This window comes from Curtobacterium sp. MCBA15_005, assembly GCF_001864855.1.
Classification (GTDB): Bacteria; Actinomycetota; Actinomycetes; order Actinomycetales; family Microbacteriaceae; genus Curtobacterium; species Curtobacterium flaccumfaciens.
The window spans coordinates 106133-126152 of record NZ_MJGL01000005.1 but is presented as its reverse complement, the minus strand read 5'-3'; the positions used below and the strand labels follow the sequence as shown (position 1 = coordinate 126152).

The following is a 20020-nucleotide window of genomic DNA, read 5'->3' as shown; positions in this document are numbered from 1 at the left end:
GCGCGGCCCTGCGAGCCGGCGGCGCGCCGTGCGAGGTGCCGCGCGGGGCGGACCCGAACCGGGCCTCCCGGCCGCCCTGACGCGCTGTCAGCGGCTGCGCTTGTCCCGCTGCGCCACGCGCAGCCCACTGCGGATCAACCGCAGCACGAGCTCGCGACCGGTCACCGCCGAGGCGCCCGCGGCCACCAGTTCGTCGTACCGCGAGAGCGGGACGTCGTAGTGGTCGTGGTCGAACGCACGGCGCGGCACACCGGCCCGCGCAGCGAACGCGTGGAGTTCCGCGTAGGATTCATCACTGACGAGGTGCGACCACAGTGTGTCGTGGGCGGGCCACGTCGGTGGGTCGATCAACACGGTCACCGTGCAATCGTACGGGTGTCGCCGTTTGACCGGACCCAGGGTGATCGAGTATTCTCGGTCCCTGGTGTCAGCGGGCCGTTCTGCCTGCGTCGCCGATCGGGCCCGGCCTTCCCGGGAGCCGCTCGTGCAGAAGTGGGCACCCGAGACTTCCCTCAAGCAGAGTTACGTAAGGATTTCCACGTGGTTTACGCAGTAGTGCGCGCCGGCGGCCGTCAGGAGAAGGTCGAGGTCGGCACCATCCTGACCATCGACCGTGCCAAGGCGGACGACAAGGGCAACATCGACCTCGCCCCCGTGCTCCTCGTGGACGGTGACAAGATCACGTCGGCGGCTTCCGAGCTCGCGAACGTGACCGTCACCGCCGAGGTGCTCGACGACCTCCGTGGTCCCAAGGTCATCATCCAGAAGTTCAAGAACAAGACCGGGTACAAGAAGCGCCAGGGTTTCCGCGCTGAGCTGACCCGCGTCAAGATCACCAAGATCGCGTAAGGGAGTCAACTCATGGCACACAAGAAGGGTGCGAGTTCCACTCGCAACGGTCGTGACTCGAACGCACAGCGCCTCGGCGTGAAGCGCTTCGGTGGCGAGGTCGTCAACGCCGGCGAGATCATCGTCCGTCAGCGTGGGACCCACTTCCACCCGGGCGCCAACGTCGGCCGCGGTGGCGACGACACGCTGTTCGCCCTCTCGTCCGGTTCGGTCGAGTTCGGCACCAAGGGTGGCCGCAAGGTCATCAACATCGTCAACGCGTAGTCGTTCGAACGACTGCAGCTGGAGGGGCGGGCCGAGTGCCCGCCCCTCCTTCGCTTTTCCCGCCGACGATCCCGTCGGCACAACGAAACACCAGGAGTGGACCCATGGCGACCTTCGTCGACCGCGTGACCCTGCACCTCAGCGCGGGGCACGGCGGCAACGGCTGCGTGTCGGTCCGCCGTGAGAAGTTCAAGCCCCTCGCCGGGCCCGACGGCGGCAACGGCGGTGACGGCGGCGACATCGTGCTCGTGGCCGACCCGCAGGTGACGACGCTGCTCGGCTACCACCGTTCCCCGCACCGCTCGTCGAAGAACGGGCAGCCCGGCATGGGCGACCACCGCAGCGGTGTCAGCGGCGAGGTCCTCGAGCTCCCGATGCCCGTCGGCACCGTGGTGTACGACGAGTCCGGCGACGTCATCGCCGACCTCACCGAGCCCGGCATGCGCGTCGTCGTGGCCCCCGGTGGACAGGGCGGCCTCGGCAACGCGGCGCTCTCCACCACGAAGCGCAAGGCCCCCGGCTTCGCGCTGCTCGGCACCGAGGGCTGGGCGGGGGACATCAGCCTCGAGCTGAAGACCATCGCCGACGTCGCCCTCGTCGGGTTCCCGAGCGCCGGCAAGTCCTCGCTCATCGCCGCCGTCTCCGCCGCCAAGCCGAAGATCGCGGACTACCCGTTCACGACCCTCACCCCGAACCTCGGTGTCGTCGAGTCCGGTGACACCCGGTTCACCGTCGCCGACGTCCCCGGTCTGATCGAGGGCGCGTCCGAGGGCAAGGGCCTGGGCCTCGAGTTCCTGCGCCACGTCGAGCGGTGCGAGGCGCTGCTCCACGTCATCGACTGCGCCACGCTCGACCCGGGCCGCGACCCGATCAGCGACCTCGACGTCATCCTCGGCGAGCTCGAGCGCTACCCGGTCCCCGAGGGCCAGGTGCCGCTGCTCGAGCGCCCGCAGCTCATCGCCCTGAACAAGATCGACGTGCCCGAGGCGCAGGAGCTCGCCGAGTTCGTCACCGCCGAGCTCGAGGGCCGCGGCTACCGCGTCTTCCCGATCTCCACGGCGTCCCGCAAGGGGCTCCGTGAGCTGACCTTCGCCCTGGCCGACATCGTCGAGCAGGCCCGCGCCGCCCGTGCGGCCGAGCCCGTGCCGGAGCGCATCGTGCTCCGCCCCCGCTCGGTCAACGAGAAGCCGTTCACCGTGCGCGCCGAGGGCGGCGAGGAGCACCGCTTCTACCGCGTCCGCGGCGCCAAGCCGGAGCGCTGGGTGCAGCAGACCGACTTCACCAACGAAGAGGCGATCGGCTACCTGGCCGACCGGCTCGCGAAGCTCGGCGTCGAGGACGGCCTGTTCAAGGCCGGAGCCGTCGCCGGCTCGACCGTCGTCATCGGTGGCGACGGCGGCATGGTGTTCGACTGGGAGCCCACGCTCACGTCGACCGCGGAGCTCATCACGAGCGCCCGTGGCACCGACGCCCGCATCGGTGCGACCTCGCGTCCGACCCGCAACGAGCGGCGCGAGGAGTACTTCGAGCGGATGGACGCCAAGGCGGCCGCCCGGGCCGAGCTCGAGCAGGAGCGCGTCTCCGGGCTCTGGGTGGACGACGACGTGGTGACCAGCGACCAGCTCGGCACCAGCGAGCAGGTCGAGACCAGCGACCAGAAGGACTGACCACGGCATGACCGACACGACCGCCCGCACCGACCTCGGACCCGTCACCCGGCGCGAGGACATCCCGCGTGCGCGGCGGATCGTGGTCAAGGTCGGCTCGTCCTCGGTCAGCGGTGACGCCGCCGGCCAGATCGGCCCCCTGGTGGACGCCCTGGCCGCCGCCTACGGTCGGGGGACCGAGGTCGTGCTCGTGTCGTCCGGCGCGATCGCGACCGGTTTCCCGTTCCTCGGACTCGAGGGCCGACCGGACGACCTCGCCACGCAGCAGGCTGCGGCGGCCACCGGGCAGAACGTCCTGATGTTCCGGTACCAGAAGGAACTCGATCGGCACGGCGTCGTCGCGGCGCAGATCCTGCTCACTGCCGGTGACCTGCAGAACCCCACACACCGGGTGAACGCCCAGCGCGCCATCGACCGCTTGCTCGCCCTGCGCGTGCTCCCGATCGTGAACGAGAACGACACCGTCGCCACGCACGAGATCCGCTTCGGCGACAACGACCGGCTCGCGGCCCTGGTGGCCCGGCTGCTCGGGGCCGACGCCCTCGTGCTGCTCTCCGACGTCGAGGCGCTCTACACGGCGCCCCCGGAGCAGCCCGGCGCGACCCGCATCGACGAGGTGCCGTTCGGCGACGAGCTGACCGGGGTCACCTTCGGCTCGATCGGCACCGCCGGCGTCGGCACCGGGGGAGCGGGGACCAAGGTCGCCGCCGCGCGGCTCGCGGCCGAGGCGGGCACCGCGGTGCTCGTGACCGACACGGCGCTGGTCGACCGCGCGTTGGCGGGCGAACACCTCGGCACCTGGTTCCACGCCGCGCCGCGTCCCTGAGACGGGTTGCGCCCGGAGTGGTCACGACTCACCGTCGGGGCGCGGTCGTGTGGTCGGGAACCGTCGGCGCGGGCGTCGCGGAGCGACGGCCTGTGACCGCTCGCGTGGTGCGGGACGACGTGTCGTGACCGACCGACGGGGTGGACGCGACCGTCTGGAGGTCCGGTGCGGCTCCCGAGGGCCGGTGGCGGGCCTCCAGGCGGTCACGACTCCCCGTCGGGGCGCGGTCGTGTGGTCGGGAACCGTCGGCGCGGGCGTCGCGGAGCGACGATCTGTGACCGCTCGGCGGGCGGGGGACGACGTGTCGTGACCGGTCGACGCGGCCAGCCGCCGGGGTGGACGCGACCATCTGGAGGTCCGGTGCGGGTCCCGGGGGCCGGTGGCGGGCCTCCAGGCGGTCACGACTCCCCGTCGGGGCGCGGTCGTGTGGTCGGGAACCGTCGGTGCGGTCGGCGCGGAGCGACGGCCTGCGACCGTTCGCGTGGTGCGGGACGACGTGTCGTGACCGACCCACGGGGTGGACGCGACCGCCTGGAGGCCCGGTGCGGGTCCCGGGACCGGTGGCGGGCCTCCAGGCGGTCACGACTCCCCGTCGGGCGCGGTCGTGTGGTCGGGAACCGTCGGTGCGGGCGTCGCGGAGCGACGGTCTGCGACCGCTCACGTGGTGCGGGACGACGTGTCGTGACCGGTCGACGCGGCCACCCGCCGGGGTGGACGCGACCGCCTGGAGGTCCGGTGCGGGTCCCGGAGGCCGGTGGCGGGCCTCCAGGCGGTCACGACTCACCGTCGGGGCGCGGTCGTGTGGTCGGGAACCGTCGATACGGTCGGCGCGGAGCGACGATCTATGACCGCTCGGCGGGCGGGGACGACGCGTCGTGACCGGTGGTCGGGCGGACCGGGCCCGGAGGCACGGCGAGTGTCCGGAACGCCCGTCACGAACCGAGGGACGGACCTACAATCGGTCCATGTCGTCGATCGCGCCCGCCCCGACCCTGACCGACAAGCTCGTGGCCGCTCGGGCCGCCTCGTCGGCGCTCGCGACCGCGACGACCGCCGTCAAGGACGCGGCCCTCGGTGCGATCGCCTCGGCGGTGCGTGCCGCGACCGACGAGATCGTCGCCGCGAACCACGACGACCTCGTCGCCGGCGAGGACGGCGGACTCTCGTCCGGGCTGCTCGACCGGCTGCGACTCGACCCCGTCCGGATCGAAGCCCTCGCCGCCGCGGTCGAGCACGTCGTCGGGCTGACCGACCCCGTGGGGGAGCACCTGCGCGGGTCGCAGCTGCCGAACGGACTCCAGCTCACCCAGGTGCGCGTGCCGTTCGGTGTCGTCGGGGCGATCTACGAGGCACGCCCGAACGTCACCGTCGACATCGCCTCGCTCGCGCTCAAGTCGGGCAACGCCGTAGTGCTCCGTGGCGGATCGGCGGCCCGGCACACGAACGCCGTGCTCGTCGCCCGGATCCAGGACGCGGTCGAGTCGGTCGGCCTGCCCCGCGACCTGGTGCAGACCATCGACGAGTTCGGCCGCGCCGGTGCCACCGAGCTCATGCGCGCACGTGGCCTGGTCGACGTGCTGATCCCGCGGGGGAGCGCCGCACTCATCCAGACCGTCGTCACCGAGTCGCAGGTGCCCGTCATCGAGACCGGTGCGGGCGTCGTGCACGTGTTCCTCGACGCCTCCGCGCCGGAGCAGCGTGCGGTCGACATCGTCCTGAACAGCAAGGTGCAGCGGCCGAGCGTGTGCAACGCCCTCGAGACCCTCCTGGTGCACGAGGCCGCGGCCGAACGACTCCTGCCGGTGCTGGCCGACCGGTTGCGGGCGTCCGGTGTGACGCTGCGCGGTGACGACGCCACGCGGGCGATCGTGCCCGGGGTGCTCCGTGCCACCGACGACGACTGGGCGACCGAGTCGATGGACCTCGACCTGTCGATCCGCGTCGTGCCCGACGTCGACGCGGCGATGGCGCACATCGCACGGTGGTCGACGCACCACACGGAGTCGATCGTCACGAACGACGTCGACACCGCCGAACGGTTCCTGGCGACCGTCGACTCGGCGGTCGTGATGGTGAACGCGTCGACCCGGTTCACCGACGGCGGCGAGTTCGGTTTCGGGGCCGAGGTCGGCATCTCCACGCAGAAGCTGCACGCGCGCGGTCCGATGGGCCTGCCGGAGCTGACGAGCACGAAGTGGATCGTGCGCGGCTCCGGGCAGATCCGCGGCTAGACTGAACGGCGTCTTTCCCCGACCGAACGGAGCACGAACGATGACCCTCCTCGCAGAAGCTGCTGAGCACGCCTCCGGGGCGCCCGCGTTCGTGTTCCCCATGGTCGGCGCCCTCTTCTTCATCTTCCTCGGCTTCGTGACCTGGAGCTTCCGTGACGTGGCCTACCGTCACTCCCAGAAGTTCGAGGCCACCCGCCACCACGAGACGGGTGTCGACGAGTTCGGCCACACCAAGATCTGACCGACCACTCGATGCTCGAGACCACCGGACGGCCACGCATCGGCGTGATGGGTGGCACGTTCGACCCCATCCACCACGGGCACCTGGTCGCGGCGTCCGAGGTGGCGCGGGCGTTCGACCTCGACGAGGTCGTCTTCGTCCCCACCGGACAGCCGTACATGAAGTCCGACGTCACCGACGCCGAGCACCGGTACCTGATGACCGTGATCGCCACCGCGTCGAACCCGATGTTCACCGTCAGCCGCGTGGACATCGACCGCCCGGGGCCGACGTACACCGTCGACACCCTGCGGGATCTGCACGAACAGCGACCAGATGCCCAGCTCGTCTTCATCTCGGGCGCAGATGCCGTTCAGCAGATCGTCGACTGGAAAGACCATGATGGTCTCTGGGACCTCGCGCACTTCGTGGCCGTGACGCGTCCGGGACACGCCTTGAGCCTCACCGGATTGCCCGAGCGGGACGTAAGCTTGCTCGAAGTCCCTGCACTGGCCATATCCTCGACGGATTGCCGTGACCGGGTTCGACGGGGGTTCCCCGTCTGGTACTTGGTTCCCGACGGTGTCGTCCAGTACATCTCCAAGCACCATCTGTATCGGAGCGTTGCATGAGTTCGTCCGACGCGCAGCCGCCCCTGTCGCGGCGCCAGGCGCGCGAGCGGGAGCGTGCCGCCGCGGCCGGTTCGCAGCCCGCGACGCCGCCCCCGACCGTCGCCGCACCCGCCGCCGAGACCCCTGAGTCCCGCCGTCCCGGGTCGCACGTCGCCCCGGCCCCCGGTGGCCCCGCCCAGTCGTCCGCGCCGGCGTCGGCGCAGACCGCTCCGGCGTCTGCCTCGTCCGTCCCGGCGTCGGCGCCCGCGGCCGGTGTGCCGCCGTTCCCGCCTGCCTCCGCGACCGAGATCGTCCCCGGCAGCGGTGGACTCACCCGTCGGCAGATCCGGCAGCTCCGCGCCGCCGAGCGCCAGGCGGTGCAGCCGGTCCCGCTGCAGGACCCCACGCCCCAGTCGTCCGACCGCACCGTCGAGGACGTCCTCGGGTCGGTGGACACGATCGACCCCACCGCCGGGCCGCAGAGTGCTCCGGACGCCGAGGCCACGCACGACGAGCAGCCCGCTGCCCCGACGGTCCTCGACCAGGCCGCGGTCGCCCAGGCCACCGAGGCCGACGGCTCCCCGGACGCGCTCGAGCCCCTCGACGAAGCCGCCGCGCACGCCGAGGAGCCCCGCCGCCACCGGTCGACGTGGTCGCCGCCCGCCGACGTCACCGACTCCGACACGCCGGCGACCGACGTCCCCGAGTCGGATGCGCCGGTGGACGACGCCCCTGCGGACGAGACGACCGACGTCGCCCCGGCGGACGAGCCGTCCGAGGATGCACCCGCTCCCGCTGCCGGGTCGCAGCCCGCCGTCACGCCGGTGCCGATCCCGACGAACACCGCCGCAGCGACCCCCGCGGTGTTCCCGCTCTCGCTCGACGCCGAGGACGACGACACCAACGAGGTGCCGCTGCCCGAGCCCGCCACCGAAGCTCCGAAGGTCCCCGCCGCGTTCCAGCGCCCGACCGAGCCGAAGCCGGTGACCACGGCCTTCGCGCCGCCCGCCGGCCACTGGTCCCAGCAGGCGCACGACTCGAACGACTCCGAGGTGCACGACGCCGAGACCGGCACCCGTCGCGTCGCGGTGACGAACACGAACGCGATCATCCTGCCGAACTCGGCCCTGGCAGACCCCACCGGCGCCCTGAACGCGACGGGCGAGGTGATCCTGACGGGGTCGATCGACCTGCCGGCATCGCTGTCGTCGACGGGGTCGCACCGGCCGATCGACGGCGCCGAGGTCGACCGCCTGCTCGAGCAGCAGGACGAGCAGCCCGACACCGACGCCAGCCCGGTCCGGGCCAGCCGCGCGGTGTCCAGCCACACCTCGACCCGCCAGGTCGTGCTCGCCGCCGCCAAGCCGAAGGAGTCGCGCACGCCGCTGATCCTCGGTGTCACGGTCGGCGCGGTCGGACTGGCTGCGGCCGGTGTCATCATCACCGCACTGCTCACCACCCACGCGTTCGGCGGCTGACCGCTGCCGTCCCCGACGTCCGTTCTCCACCACCCCGCCGACCCTGGCCTGGCCGCTGTCGGCGGGGTGGCTTATGATCGTGACCCATCAAGCGAACCGGCTGTCCGTCGGTTCGACGACCGGAAGGAATCCGTGACCGCCTCCACTCGCGCACTGGAACTCGTGCAGGCCGCAGCACTCGCGGCCGACGCCAAGCAGGCCGAGGACCTCGTCGCTCTCGACGTGACCGGGCCGTTGCAGCTCACGGACGTGTTCCTGCTCGCAACCGGTCGGAACGAGCGCAACGTGCAGTCCATCGCCGATGCCGTTGAAGAACGCCTCCTCGAGCTCGGTGCCAAGACGCTCCGCCGCGAAGGCCGTACCGAGGGCCGCTGGGTCCTCATCGACTTCGGCGAGATCATCGTGCACGTCTTCCACGACGAAGACCGCCAGTACTACTCGCTCGAGCGTCTCTGGGCCGACTGCCCGACGATCCCGCTCGAGCTCCCGGTGGACCACACCGCCTGATCAGCGACGCGCCCGGGTGACGGCTTCGATTTCGTCGCCCGGCGTTCGCATGGTGTACGCTTCTATGGTGCCTCCGGGGAACCGGTTGGTACGAAAGCAGCACGATCTGGGTCTGTGGCGCAGCTGGTAGCGCACCTGCATGGCATGCAGGGGGTCAGGGGTTCGAGTCCCCTCAGATCCACCCTCAACCCCGTCGTTCCTCGGAACGGCGGGGTTTTTCGTGCGCCCGTCAGGCCTCGGCGGCCCGATACGCTGAGCGCATGAGCAACGACGCGCCGCTGTCCGGGTCCCCGCTGACGATCGCCTCCGCCGGGTACACGGCCGACATCGCCACCGTCGGAGCGACACTGCGGACCCTGCGGCACGAGGGCCGAGACCTGGTCGTCCCGTTCGACGCCGACGAGGTCCGCCCGGTCTTCCGCGGTGCCGTCCTGGCCCCGTGGCCGAACCGGATCGTCGACGGCGAGTACTCCTTCGGCGGCGTCGACCACGAGCTCGCCCTCAACGAGCCCGCACGGCACCACGCCCTGCACGGACTCGTCGCGTGGACGGACTTCCGCGTGCAGGAGCAGGCGGACGACCGCGTGGTGCTCGCCACGACCGTGCAGGCGCAGCAGGGCTACCCGTACCGCGTCGAGGTCACCGTGGAATACCGGCTCGACGCCGAGGGGCTGCACACCACGATCACCGGGACGAACACCGGCGCCGAGGACGCGCCGTGGGGGACCGGCCCGCACCCCTACCTCGACGCGGGTGCCGGCACCGTCGACGACTGGACCCTGACGCTCCCCGCCGCCCAGGTGCTCGAGGTGACGCCGGACCGGCTCGTCCCGACCGACCTGGTCCCCGTGCACGACGAGTTCGACCTGCGCACGCCCACGCTGATCGGCGACCGGTTCATCGACCACGCCTTCACCGGCTTCGACCGTGACGCCGCCGGCCTCGCCACCATCGCGGTCACGGCGGCGGACGGCCACGGGGTCCGTGCGACCTTCGGGCCGGAGTGCGGCTGGGCCCAGGTGCACACCGCCGACCACGTGGTCCCCGAGTACCACCGCGCAGGTCTCGCCGTCGAGCCGATGACGTGCGCCCCGGACGCCTTCAACGACGGCGAGGACCGCGGCCTCGTGGTGCTCGCGCCCGGTGCCTCGCACGCCGCCGCATGGACGATCGCCGCGATCTGAGCACCCCCGACCCCGGCGTCCGCGTCGAGGTCCGCCGACTCGACCCGGTCCCCGACCTCGCGGCCCTGGCGGCGCAGGTCGCCGGGGACCTGGTGTGGCTCGACTCCGGCCTGCCCGACGGTGCTCCCGCCACGGCTCGGCCCCGGGCCCGCTGGTCCGTGCTGGCGTGGACGGACGGGCCGTTCGCCGCCCGGTTCCGGCACCAGGACCGTCGCGCGCACCTGACGGTCGCCCCGCCCGCCCAGGAGTGGTTCGGGCCCGCCCGATCCGAGGAGCGTCCGGCCTTCGCGGTGCTGGCTGACCTGCTCCGACGCACGCCCAGCCTGCCCGAGCCGGTCGTCGGGTGCGGGTTCGCGCTGGGCTGGGTCGGGTTCCTCGGCTACGAGCTCGGCCGCGAGTCCGGCGGCCCGGACCGCACCGCCGACGGGCACGCCGACGCCGACCTGCGGTTCGTCGACCGAGCCGTCGTCGTCGACCACACCGGTGGCGCCTGGGCGCTCGCGCTCGTCGCCGACGCGGAACCGGCGGCCAGCGCGCGGAACCGCTCGTGGCTCGAAGAGATGCGCACCCCCGCGACGTCGGTCGGCGTCGTGGACGCGGCCACGGGCCTCCCGGCCGGGGTGTCCACGGCGACCGGACGCGTGACGCGTGCCGCCTACGAGCGGGCGGTCGACGTGTGCCGCGCGGAGATCCGCGAGGGGAACGCGTTCCAGGTCTGCCTCACCACCGCCTTCGCGGTCGGTCAGGAGGCCCGTGGCGGCCCCGGTGCGGACCCGCACCTGGGCGAGTACCTGCGGATGCGGGCGTCCGACCCCGTCCCGTTCGGTGCGTTCCTGCGGCTCGGCCCGCTGCGCGTGGCGAGCCGGTCACCGGAGCGGTTCCTGCGGATCGACGCGGCCGGAGCGGTGCTCGCGGAGCCGATCAAGGGCACCCGGCGGCGGCTCGCCGACGCGGTGGCGGACGCGGCCGCGCGGGACGACCTGGCGGCGAGCCCGAAGGATCGCGCCGAGAACGTGATGATCGTCGACCTGCTGCGGAACGACCTGCTGCGGACCGCGGTGCCGGGGTCGGTGCACGTCGAGCGGCTGTGCGCCGTCGAGACGTACGCCAGCGTGCACCAGCTGGTCTCGACGATCGGGGCGGTGCTGCCGCCGGGGACGTCGCGGGCCGACGTGGTGCACGTGGCGTTCCCGCCGGGGTCGATGACCGGGGCGCCGAAGAGCAGTGCCACGGCGATCGCGGACCGGCTCGAGGGGGCGCCGCGCGGGGTGTACTCGGGCGCGATCGGGTACTTCTCGGCGAGCGGGGCGGTCGACCTGTCGGTGGCGATCCGTAGCCTCGTGACCGTGCTCGACGAGTCGGGTGCGGTGCGTTCCCGGACCCTCGGAGCCGGGGGAGCGGTGACCTGGTCGTCGGTGCCCGCGGACGAGGCGGACGAGGTCGAGACCAAGACGCGGTCGGTGCTCGGCGGAGTCGGGTCGGTCGCCAGCTGGTGAGCTGACGCCTTGATCCGAACACGTGTTCGATCAGGACTGTCCACGGATGTCGGACGCGATTGACATCATCGAACACATGTTCGAATATGAGGGCATGCAGACGGCGGCGACACTCCGGTCGCCCACCCCGGACCGGGGCGGGCGGAGCGGTGCTGCACGCGGTGGCAGCGGTGCGGGCGGTGGCGGTGCGCGCCGTGGACCGGACCACCTGAGCGATGCCCGGGCTGCGCTCGACCGCATCACGTCCCTGCGGTCCCGGGTGGCCGACATGGAGTCCACCCGGGTCGACACCGCCGGGCTCCCCACGGCCCCGGCGCTCGAACCCCTGCTGCCCGGCGGCGCGATCCGGGTCGGTGGCACCTACGCCGTCCCCGAGTCGGTGCTGCTCGCGATCACGATGCTGCAGGCGGCCTCGGCTGCCGGGGCGTGGTGTGCGGTCGTCGGGGTGCCGTCCTTCGGGATCGAAGCCGCCGCCGCCGCGGGGATCGACCTCGAACGGCTCGTGCTCGTCCCCGATCCCGGTGACCAGTGGCTCGCCGTGACGGCGGCGATGGCCGACGTCGCCCAGATCGTCCTCACCCGACCGCTCGGCCGGGTCGTGCCGGGCGACGTGGCACGGCTGTCGGCTCGGCTGCGACAGCGCGGTGGCGCACTCGTCGCGCTCGGCTCCTGGCCCGGGGCGGACGTCACGCTGCGGGTCACGTCCTCGACGTGGAGCGGCATCGGTCAGGGCCACGGCCACCTGACGGAGCGCCGGGCCACCGTGACCGCGACCGGGCGTGCCGGCGCGGTGCGTCCGGCGACCGCCGAGCTGCTCCTGCCCGCGGCCGACGGTGCGGTCCGGGCCGCCACACCGGTGCCGACGGTGGGCTCCGGGGACACCCGCGTGCTGCGGCCCGTGGCGGTGGCGTCGTGATCGCCGCCGGGCGCGTCCGGACCGACGCGATCACGCGTGGGGCGGCACTGCCCGAACCACTCCCGACCCGGACGATCGTGCTCTGGTGCCCGGACTGGCCGGTCATCGCGGCGGCTCGGGCCGGTGGCACCCCGCCGGAGCAGCCCCTCGCCCTGACCGCCAAGGGGCTCGTGTTCGCGAGCTCCGCGTCCGCGCGTGAGCAGGGTGTCGTGCGGGGGCTCCGCGTGCGTGAGGCCCAGGCACGGTGCCCCGAGCTCCTCGTGCAGCCCTACGACGACGCCCTCGACCACCGCGCCTTCGAGCCCGTCATCCGTGCGGTCGAGGCTGCGGTCCCCGGGGTCGAGGTGCTGCGGCCGGGCACCCTCGCGCTCCGCGCCCGCGGCCCGGCCCGGTACTACGGCGGTGAGCGCGCGGCGGCGGCGACCCTTGCCGGCATCGCGGCCGACCACGGCGCCCCCGCGGTGCGGGCCGGGGTGGCCGACACCCCGTTCGCGGCGGACCAGGCCGCCCGGGCCCGTCCGGTGCGCCCCGGTGAACGGGTGCGGCTCGTGCCCGTCGGGGGATCGGCGGACTTCCTCGCGCACCTGCCGCTCGGTGTGCTCGGCGACCCCGACCTCACGACGGTGCTCGACCGGCTCGGCATCACCACGCTCGGCGACTTCGCGGCACTCGGCGACGAACAGGTGCGGGACCGCTTCGGCGTGGCCGGGGCGTTCCTGCACCGATTGGCCGGGGGCCGCGACCCCCGCGAGATCGCGGCGCGGGAGATCCCGCCGGAACTCCGGGTCGAGGCGTCGTTCGAACCCCCGCTGGACCGTGCCGACCAGATCGCGTTCGCGTTCCGGCGTTCCGCCGACGACTTCGCCGACCGACTCCGGGCCGCGGGACTCGTGGCGACGACCATCCGTGTGGGGATCGTCGACGAGCGCGACATCCTGCTCGAACGGACCTGGGCGCACCCGCGCTGGTTCGACGCTGCCGACGTGGTCGACCGGGTGCGGTGGCAGCTCGCCGGCGGGGTGGACCCCAGCGGGCTCGAGGCGCCGGTCACCTCGGTCGTGCTCGAGCCGGTCGCCGTCGACGACATGGCGAACCACGAGCGCGGGCTGTGGGGCTCCGGCCCGGACGAGCGCGTGCACCACGGCCTCGCCCGGATCCAGGGCATGGTCGGCCACGACGGCGTGGTGAGTCCGCGCATCGGTGGGGGCCGCACCCTGTCCGAGCGCGTGGTGCTCGTGCCGTGGGGCGACGCGCCCGCCGGCGGTGAGCGAGCCCTGGCGACCGTGCGCGACCGTCCGTGGCCCGGCAAGCTGCCCGGCCCGCCCCCTGCCACCGTGCTCGAGCGCCCCCGACCGGTCGACGTCGTCGCCGTCGGTGGTGCGAGCGTCGACGTCGACGAGCGCGGCGTGCTGTCCGGCGCACCCGAACGGTTCCGTGCCGAGGGCGACCGGGGCGGCGGCTTCTCGGCCGTGACGGCCTGGGCGGGCCCGTGGCCGCTCGTCGTCCGGTGGTGGGAGTCCGGCGGTCGACGCCTGCACCGGCTGCAGCTCGTCGACGCCGAGGGGCGTGCCTGGTACCTGGTGCTGGCGGACCACCGCTGGTGGGCCGAGGCGATCGCGACGTGACCCCGACCACCACCGACAGGAGCGTGACCTGATGGGCTACAGCAACCCACCCATCCCGTGGTCGCAGTTCGAGCGCGCGCTGTCCGACAAGCGGAGCCCGGGCACGGCGCACGACGGCGACGGCGGCGACAGCCCCGCGTGGTCGCGGAAGCGCGAGCCGTACGTCCCGTCACCGCTCGACACCGACGGCGGGCCCGTGGTGCCGTACGCCGAACTGCACGCACATTCGGCCTTCAGCTTCCTCGACGGCGCCAGTCAGCCCGAGCACCTGTTCGAAGAAGCTGCTCGGCTCCGACTGCACGCCCTCGCGCTCACCGACCACGACGGCTTCTACGGGGCCGCCCGGATGGCCGAGGTCGCCGAGTCGTACCCGCAGGTCGGCACCGTGTTCGGCACCGAGCTGTCCCTGGGGCTGACCGAACCGCAGAACGGTGTGCCCGACCCCGAGGGCTCGCACCTGCTCCTGCTCGCCGACGGCCAGGACGGCTACCACCGGCTCGCCGGCGCGGTGACGAGCGCACACCTGGCAGCCGGGTCCGAGAAGGGCAGCCCGCAGTACGACCTCGACGACCTCGCCGCGCGGGCGGACGGGCACTGGCGCGTCCTCACCGGGTGCCGGAAGGGCTCCGTTCGGCAGGCCCTCGAGCAGGGTGGCGAGCCCGCCGCCGAGACCGCGCTCCGGGTGCTGCTCGACCGGTTCGGCAGCCGCAACGTCGTCGTGGAGCTGCTCGACCACGGCGACCCGCTCGACAGCGCCCGCAACGACGCCCTGGCCGCCCTCGCCGCGAAGCACGCGCTGCCCCTGGTCGCCACCGGCAACGTGCACTACGCCACCCCCGACCGGTTCCCGGTGGCGACCGCACTCGCGGCGGTGCGTGCCCGTCGCAGCCTCGACGAGATCGACGGCTGGCTGCCGGCCGCCGACACCGCCCACCTGCGCTCCGGCGCCGAGATGGCCAGACGGTTCGGGCGCTACCCCGGCGCGATCGAGCGGACCGTGGAACTCGCCGACGAGCTCGGGTTCCGGCTGAAGACCGTGCAGCCCGGGTTGCCCGACCTCGACGTCCCGGACGGACACACCGCGATGTCGTGGCTCCGCGAGCTCACGTGGACGGGTGCCCGGCGGTTCTACCCCGGCAGCGCCGACGGCGTCGACCCCCGCAAGCGGGAGCGCATCGAGCGGGAGCTGTCCGTGATCGAGGAGAAGAACTTCCCGGGGTACTTCCTGATCGTGCGCGACATGGTGCAGTACGCCCGCGGTCGGGGCATCCTCTGCCAGGGGCGTGGCTCGGCGGCGAACTCGGCGGTCTGCTACCTGCTCGAGATCACCGCGGTGGACTCGATCCGGTACGGATTGCCGTTCGAGCGGTTCCTGTCGGCGATGCGCGACGAGGAACCCGACATCGACGTCGACTTCGACTCGGACCGCCGCGAAGAGGTGATCCAGTACGTGTACGCCAAGTACGGCCGGCACAACGCCGCCCAGGTCGCGAACGTCATCACCTACCGGCCCAAGGGTGCGGTGCGTGACATGGCGAAGGCGCTCGGCCACAGCCCCGGGCAGCAGGACGCCTGGTCGAAGCAGGTCGAGCGGTGGGGCTCGGTGACCGAGAGCCAGGACCACGACATCCCGCCGGCGGTCGTCGGGCTCGCGAGCGACGTCCTCGGGTTCCCGCGGCACCTCGGCATCCACTCCGGCGGCATGGTGCTGACCGACCGCCCGGTGGGCGAGGTCGTGCCGATCGAGCACGCCCGGATGGACGGCCGCACCGTGCTGCAGTGGGACAAGGACGACTGCGCCTACATGGGGCTCGTGAAGTTCGACATGCTCGGGCTCGGCATGCTCGCGGCCCTGCAGTACTCGTTCGACCTGGCGGCAGAGCACTGCGGGGAGCGCTGGGAGATGCACTCCATCCCGAAGGAAGAACAGGGGGTCTACGACCAGCTGTGCCGCGCGGACACGATCGGGGTGTTCCAGGTGGAGTCCCGCGCGCAGATGGGCACCCTGCCCCGACTGCTCCCGCGGCGGTTCTACGACCTGGTGATCGAGGTCGCACTCGTCCGACCCGGGCCGATCCAGGGCGGCGCGGTGCACCCCTACATCCGCCGGCGCACGGGCGAGGAACCGATCACGTACATGCACCCGGCGCTCGAACCCGTGCTCGAACGCACCCTCGGGGTCCCGCTGTTCCAGGAGCAGCTCATGCAGATGGCGATCGCGGTCGGCAACTGCTCCGGTGACGACGCCGACCTGCTGCGACGGGCGATGGGGTCGAAGCGCGGGCACGAGAAGATCGACCGGCTGCGCGACAAGCTCTACACGGGGATGGCGGACAACGGCATCCACGGTGCGGACGCCGACGCCATCTACGCGAAGATCCAGGCCTTCGCGAACTTCGGCTTCGCGGAGAGCCACTCGATCAGCTTCGCGCTCATCGTCTACGCGAGCGCGTGGATGCGGCTGCACTACCCGGGGGCGTTCCTGGCTGCCCTGCTCCGGGCGCAGCCGATGGGGTTCTACTCACCGCAGACCCTGGTCGCCGACGCCCGACGGCACGGCGTCCGCGTGCTGCGACCGGACATCCTGCGGTCCGGGGTCGACGCCACGCTCGAACCGCTGCCGGACGGGGACGCCCCTGCCGGTGACGACGCGTGCCTGGCCACCGAGCAGCCCCCGGTGCTGCCCTTCGACAAGGCGCTCCCCGACGACACCGCGAGCCACCGACGCGACGGTGCCTTCGCCGTGCGGCTCGGGCTCGCCGAGGTCGCGTCGCTCAGCCGGAAGAGCGCCGAGAAGATCGTCGCGGAGCGGGACGCGAACGGCCCCTTCCGCGACATGTCGGACCTGGCCCGACGGGTCGGGCTCACCACGCCGCAGCTCGAGGCACTCGCCGCTGCCGATGCCTTCGCCCCCTTCGACATCGACCGCCGCGGTGCGATGTGGTCGGCTGCCCAGGCGGCCGCCGAGCGCCCGGACCAGTTGCCGGACACGCAGGTGTTCGTGCAGCCGCCGCTCTTCGGGCAGATGACGAGCGGGGACGTGCTCATCGCCGACATGTGGTCGACGGGCATGACGACCGACGACCACCCCGTCCGGCACGTGCGCGACCGCCTCGCCGCCCGCCGGGTGCTCAGCGTGCAGGACACCGCGACCGCCGAGACCGGACGACGGGTCGAGGTCGGCGGGATCGTGACGCACCGGCAGCGTCCGGCGACGGCCTCCGGCATCACCTTCCTGAACGTCGAGGACGAGACCGGGCTGGTCAACGTCATCTGCAGCGTCGGGGTCTGGGGGCGCTTCCGCCGGGTGGCGCGGGAGTCCCCGGCGGTGATCGTCCGGGGCATCCTCGAGCGCTCACCCGACGGGGTCGTCAACCTGGTGGCGGACCGCATCGAGCACCTGTCGCTGTCCGTCCGCACCCGCTCGCGGGACTTCCAGTGAGCGGTCGTGCTCAGCGCACCTCGGGCAGGCGGATCGTGACCTCGAGTCCACCGGCGGGCACGTTGCGGAGGGACGCCGTGCCTCCCGCCCGTTCCGCCACCGCACGCACGATCGCGAGTCCCAGCCCGGAGCCGCCGGGCAGGGCGCCGACCCCGGTCGACGGGTCCGGGTTCGGGCGGGACGTCCGGGCCTCGTCCGGACGCGTGAAGCGGTCGAACGCCACGGGGATGAAGGACTCGGGCACGCCGGGGCCGTCGTCGGTGATCTGCAGGACGCCTTCGCCGCCGGTGCTCCGCCAGGACACGAAGATGCCGCCGCCACGGGGGAGTGCGGCCACGGCGTTGCCAGCGATGTTCGTGACGAGCTGGGCCATCCCGCCGGTGTCGATCCGGTACCGCGGTTCGACGGTGCCGCCGCCGATGCCCGGGCCGGAACCGCCGACGGCGACGGGCGGCTCGAGGTCGAAGTCGACCGTGACGTCCTTCGCCGAGGCGATGAGCCGGACACGGTCGACCGCGGCCATCACCTCGTCGCCGAGGTCCGACCACGCGGTCTCGGGTCGCCGGTCGCCGTCCTGTTCACGCCGCTCGGACTCCTCGATCCGCGACAGCGCGAGCAGGTCGTTCGCCAGCCGCGACAACCGCGCGACGCTGTGCTTGGCGCGTTCGATGTGGGCGGCGAGGGCGGCGGCGTCGTTCCCGTCGAGCGAGGCGAGGTCGAGCTGGGTCGTCAGGATCGCCAGGGGTGTCCGGAGCTCGTGGCTGGCGTCCGACACCATCTGGCGTTCGCGCTCGGTCGCCTGCCGGGTCCGGGCGAGGAAGGCGTTGAGCGTGGTCGCCAGGGACGCCAGCTCGTCCTGCGCGGGGCCTACCGGCAGCTCGGCACGCTCCGGGGCGACGGAGAGCCGTTCGGCCTCGCGGCGCATCCGGTTCACCGGCCTCAGTGCGGTGGTCGCGAGCACCCAGGACGCCACGCCGAAGGCGAGCAGGATCGCCAGGCCGGTCAACGACAGGGTCGTCGTGAGGTCGTCGACGACGATGGCCTCGGCCTGCGAGTTGCGGGCGGCCACGACCGTCCATCGGCCGGCCTCGTTGACGGGGTGCTCCACCACGACGCGGTACTCCGAGCCGGAGACGGTGATGATCGAGGTACCGGCAGGGGTGGACCGCAGACTGCCGAGCGCCTGCTCGACACGGTCGGGCATCGTCGACAGCACGATCTCGCCGGACGGGGACACGACGGCGACGAGCTGCGCGTTGCCCGGCGGCGACAGGTCGGGGTCGCTGTCGACCTCGAGCGTGGCGACGTAGGGGTCGGCGTCGGCGTCGAGCAGCGTGCGCGTCGCACTCGCGACGACGCTCACCACCTGGAACCGCATCACCAGGACGAGCAACAGGATGACGATCGCGGCGATCGCCGTCGAGCCGATCGTGATCCGGGCACGCAGCGACAGCAGACGCAGCGGCCGGATTGGACCGCCGCGTCGGCGGCCCGATCGTGGGGCGTCGTCGGCCCCGTTCACGCCCCGAGCAGATCCAGGCGGTACCCGCGACCGCGGACCGTGGCGATGGCGACGGTGGCCTCGTGCGCGGTGAGCTTCTTGCGGAGGTACGAGATGTACTGCTCGACCACGTTCGGGTCGACGTGCTGCGAACCGTCCCAGACCTCTTCGAGGATCTTCGGGCGGTCGACGACACTGCCGGCGGAGCGGGCGAGCAGTCGGAGCAGGGCGAACTCGGTGGGGCTCACGGCGACGCGCTGCCCCTTGATCGAGATGCGGCGGGCCTCGGAGTCGATCGACACGTCCCCGACCTCGATCGTGCGGGGAGCCCCGGCGGACTCGCGACGGCCGAGCGCACGCAGCCGGGCGGTGAGCTCGGCGAAGGCGAAGGGCTTGGTGAGGTAGTCGTCCGCGCCGGCGTCGAGCCCGAACACGCGGTCGTCGACGGCGTCACGCGCGGTCACGAGCAGGATCCGCACGGGGTCCTCGCGCTCACGGATCCGCCGCGCGAGCTCGAAGCCGGACATGCCGGGCATCATCACGTCCACGACCGCCAGATCGAACGCCTGCTCGCCGAGGGCGATGAGCGCCTCGACACCGTTCTCGACGGCCGTGACCCGGTACCCCTCGGCCGCGAGTCCGCGTTCCATCAGGGCACGCATCTCGTCGTCGTCCTCGACCACCAACAGCCGCATAGTGGACCTCCTCGGACCCATCGTGGCATCGAACCGGCGCGGAGGGCCGTTCTCCGGGTCCGACTCGCTGAATCTCGTCACAGGACAGAGCAGAACGGTCTGTCCCACGTTCTAGGGACGTGAGCGCCGCTTGCTTCGTTGCTAGGCTCCGGCAGCGGACAGCGCGACCCGATGCGCCGCCCGCACTGGGGGATCATGAACGACTCGATCGACCACCCGGCCATCGTGCGCCTGCGCGCCGAACTGGACGCCGCGTGGAAGGGCATCGGCGCGCTCGCGCAGCTGGAGGACGCTCCGCGCGACCGCGTGGTCGCGGAGCTGCGGACGGCCGTGCCGGACGTGGCGAGCCGTGCTGCACGCGAGGTCGGCACCGAGGCCGTCGTCGCGGAGATCAGCCGGTACGCCGACGCCGGCATCCCGGGTGCGACCGCGACCGACGTCGTCCCAACCGCGGTGATCTGGTCGGACGTCGTCCGGACGGCGTCGGAAGCGGCCTGCGCAGCGCGCT

General features: G+C 72.7%; 18 protein-coding genes and 1 tRNA gene. 16 read left to right on the top strand and 3 right to left on the bottom strand.

From position 1 onward, the window contains the following. Window positions 1-87: 87 nt before the first annotated feature. On the bottom strand, window positions 88-360 hold the full coding sequence (locus BIU89_RS05375; RefSeq protein WP_027464714.1) for a DUF4031 domain-containing protein: 273 nt from the start codon (window positions 358-360) through the stop codon (window positions 88-90). Between the two features lie 180 nt (window positions 361-540). On the opposite strand from BIU89_RS05375, the gene rplU reads away from it, so the two are divergent. The 15 genes from rplU to BIU89_RS05300 all read left to right on the top strand — a co-directional run bounded on the left by rplU (window position 541) and on the right by BIU89_RS05300 (window position 17316). Beyond that, window positions 541-849, top strand: a complete 309-nt coding sequence (gene rplU / locus BIU89_RS05370; RefSeq protein ID WP_027464715.1) for a 50S ribosomal protein L21 — start codon at window positions 541-543, stop codon at window positions 847-849. Between the two features lie 12 nt (window positions 850-861). Then, window positions 862-1113, top strand: a complete 252-nt coding sequence (rpmA, locus tag BIU89_RS05365) for a 50S ribosomal protein L27 (RefSeq protein ID WP_017885976.1) — start codon at window positions 862-864, stop codon at window positions 1111-1113. 104 nt (window positions 1114-1217) lie between these two features. Then, on the top strand, window positions 1218-2780 hold the full coding sequence (obgE, locus tag BIU89_RS05360; protein WP_071245029.1) for a GTPase ObgE: 1563 nt from the start codon (window positions 1218-1220) through the stop codon (window positions 2778-2780). Between the two features lie 7 nt (window positions 2781-2787). Beyond that, window positions 2788-3606, top strand: a complete 819-nt coding sequence (gene proB, locus BIU89_RS05355; protein ID WP_083404179.1) for a glutamate 5-kinase — start codon at window positions 2788-2790, stop codon at window positions 3604-3606. Window positions 3607-4571: 965 nt separating this feature from the next. After that, window positions 4572-5837 (top strand): glutamate-5-semialdehyde dehydrogenase, encoded by a 1266-nt coding sequence (locus BIU89_RS05350; RefSeq protein ID WP_071245028.1) that lies wholly within the window; start codon window positions 4572-4574, stop codon window positions 5835-5837. Window positions 5838-5877: 40 nt separating this feature from the next. After that, a complete protein-coding gene (locus BIU89_RS05345) occupies window positions 5878-6078 on the top strand; it encodes a hypothetical protein (protein WP_035807661.1) in 201 nt (66 codons plus the stop codon). Window positions 6079-6089: 11 nt separating this feature from the next. Beyond that, complete coding sequence (nadD, locus tag BIU89_RS05340) at window positions 6090-6689, top strand: nicotinate-nucleotide adenylyltransferase (protein WP_027464719.1); 600 nt, start codon at window positions 6090-6092, stop codon at window positions 6687-6689. Next, a complete protein-coding gene (locus BIU89_RS05335; protein ID WP_071245027.1) occupies window positions 6686-8146 on the top strand; it encodes a hypothetical protein in 1461 nt (486 codons plus the stop codon). The genes nadD and BIU89_RS05335 overlap by 4 nt, the downstream gene beginning before the upstream one ends. A gap of 132 nt (window positions 8147-8278) precedes the next feature. Next, a complete protein-coding gene (gene rsfS / locus BIU89_RS05330) occupies window positions 8279-8653 on the top strand; it encodes a ribosome silencing factor (protein WP_027464721.1) in 375 nt (124 codons plus the stop codon). Between the two features lie 108 nt (window positions 8654-8761). Continuing rightward, a tRNA-Ala gene (locus tag BIU89_RS05325) sits at window positions 8762-8834 on the top strand. Between the two features lie 79 nt (window positions 8835-8913). Continuing rightward, window positions 8914-9837 (top strand): aldose 1-epimerase family protein, encoded by a 924-nt coding sequence (locus BIU89_RS05320; protein WP_071245026.1) that lies wholly within the window; start codon window positions 8914-8916, stop codon window positions 9835-9837. Next, window positions 9816-11333 carry an anthranilate synthase component I family protein gene (locus tag BIU89_RS05315; RefSeq protein ID WP_071245025.1) on the top strand — a complete coding sequence of 506 codons (1518 nt, stop codon included), beginning with the start codon at window positions 9816-9818 and terminating at the stop codon, window positions 11331-11333. Before BIU89_RS05320 ends, BIU89_RS05315 begins: the two co-directional genes overlap by 22 nt. 76 nt (window positions 11334-11409) lie before the next feature. Further along, window positions 11410-12249 carry a hypothetical protein gene (locus tag BIU89_RS05310; RefSeq protein ID WP_254791499.1) on the top strand — a complete coding sequence of 280 codons (840 nt, stop codon included), beginning with the start codon at window positions 11410-11412 and terminating at the stop codon, window positions 12247-12249. Next, complete coding sequence (locus tag BIU89_RS05305; protein ID WP_083404186.1) at window positions 12246-13874, top strand: DNA polymerase Y family protein; 1629 nt, start codon at window positions 12246-12248, stop codon at window positions 13872-13874. Before BIU89_RS05310 ends, BIU89_RS05305 begins: the two co-directional genes overlap by 4 nt. Before the next feature lie 31 nt (window positions 13875-13905). Further along, window positions 13906-17316 carry an error-prone DNA polymerase gene (locus BIU89_RS05300; protein WP_071245024.1) on the top strand — a complete coding sequence of 1137 codons (3411 nt, stop codon included), beginning with the start codon at window positions 13906-13908 and terminating at the stop codon, window positions 17314-17316. Window positions 17317-17326: 10 nt separating this feature from the next. Here BIU89_RS05300 and BIU89_RS05295 read toward each other — a convergent pair whose 3' ends face one another. Continuing rightward, complete coding sequence (locus BIU89_RS05295; protein ID WP_083404177.1) at window positions 17327-18838, bottom strand: sensor histidine kinase; 1512 nt, start codon at window positions 18836-18838, stop codon at window positions 17327-17329. After that, window positions 18835-19512, bottom strand: coding sequence for a response regulator transcription factor (locus BIU89_RS05290; protein WP_017885962.1), 678 nt, complete (start codon window positions 19510-19512; stop codon window positions 18835-18837). Before BIU89_RS05290 ends, BIU89_RS05295 begins: the two co-directional genes overlap by 4 nt. Before the next feature lie 195 nt (window positions 19513-19707). Between BIU89_RS05290 and BIU89_RS18400 the strand changes: the two genes are divergently transcribed. Then, window positions 19708-20020, top strand: a 313-nt coding sequence (locus tag BIU89_RS18400) for a hypothetical protein (protein ID WP_110864838.1), incomplete at its 3' end; no start/stop codon positions are given.

Excerpts from the sequence above, each read along its gene's own strand:
- rpmA (WP_017885976.1), top strand. The coding sequence starts at position 862 with ATGGCACACAAGAAGGGTGCGAGTTCCACTCGCAACGGTCGTGACTCG.
- BIU89_RS05350 (WP_071245028.1), top strand. The coding sequence starts at position 4,572 with ATGTCGTCGATCGCGCCCGCCCCGACCCTGACCGACAAGCTCGTGGCC.
- proB (WP_083404179.1), top strand. The coding sequence starts at position 2,788 with ATGACCGACACGACCGCCCGCACCGACCTCGGACCCGTCACCCGGCGC.
- nadD (WP_027464719.1), top strand. The coding sequence starts at position 6,090 with ATGCTCGAGACCACCGGACGGCCACGCATCGGCGTGATGGGTGGCACG.
- BIU89_RS05290 (WP_017885962.1), bottom strand. The coding sequence starts at position 19,512 with ATGCGGCTGTTGGTGGTCGAGGACGACGACGAGATGCGTGCCCTGATG.
- BIU89_RS05345 (WP_035807661.1), top strand. The coding sequence starts at position 5,878 with ATGACCCTCCTCGCAGAAGCTGCTGAGCACGCCTCCGGGGCGCCCGCG.
- BIU89_RS05300 (WP_071245024.1), top strand. The coding sequence starts at position 13,906 with ATGGGCTACAGCAACCCACCCATCCCGTGGTCGCAGTTCGAGCGCGCG.
- BIU89_RS05320 (WP_071245026.1), top strand. The coding sequence starts at position 8,914 with ATGAGCAACGACGCGCCGCTGTCCGGGTCCCCGCTGACGATCGCCTCC.
- obgE (WP_071245029.1), top strand. The coding sequence starts at position 1,218 with ATGGCGACCTTCGTCGACCGCGTGACCCTGCACCTCAGCGCGGGGCAC.
- BIU89_RS05310 (WP_254791499.1), top strand. The coding sequence starts at position 11,410 with ATGTTCGAATATGAGGGCATGCAGACGGCGGCGACACTCCGGTCGCCC.
- BIU89_RS05335 (WP_071245027.1), top strand. The coding sequence starts at position 6,686 with ATGAGTTCGTCCGACGCGCAGCCGCCCCTGTCGCGGCGCCAGGCGCGC.
- BIU89_RS05315 (WP_071245025.1), top strand. The coding sequence starts at position 9,816 with ATGGACGATCGCCGCGATCTGAGCACCCCCGACCCCGGCGTCCGCGTC.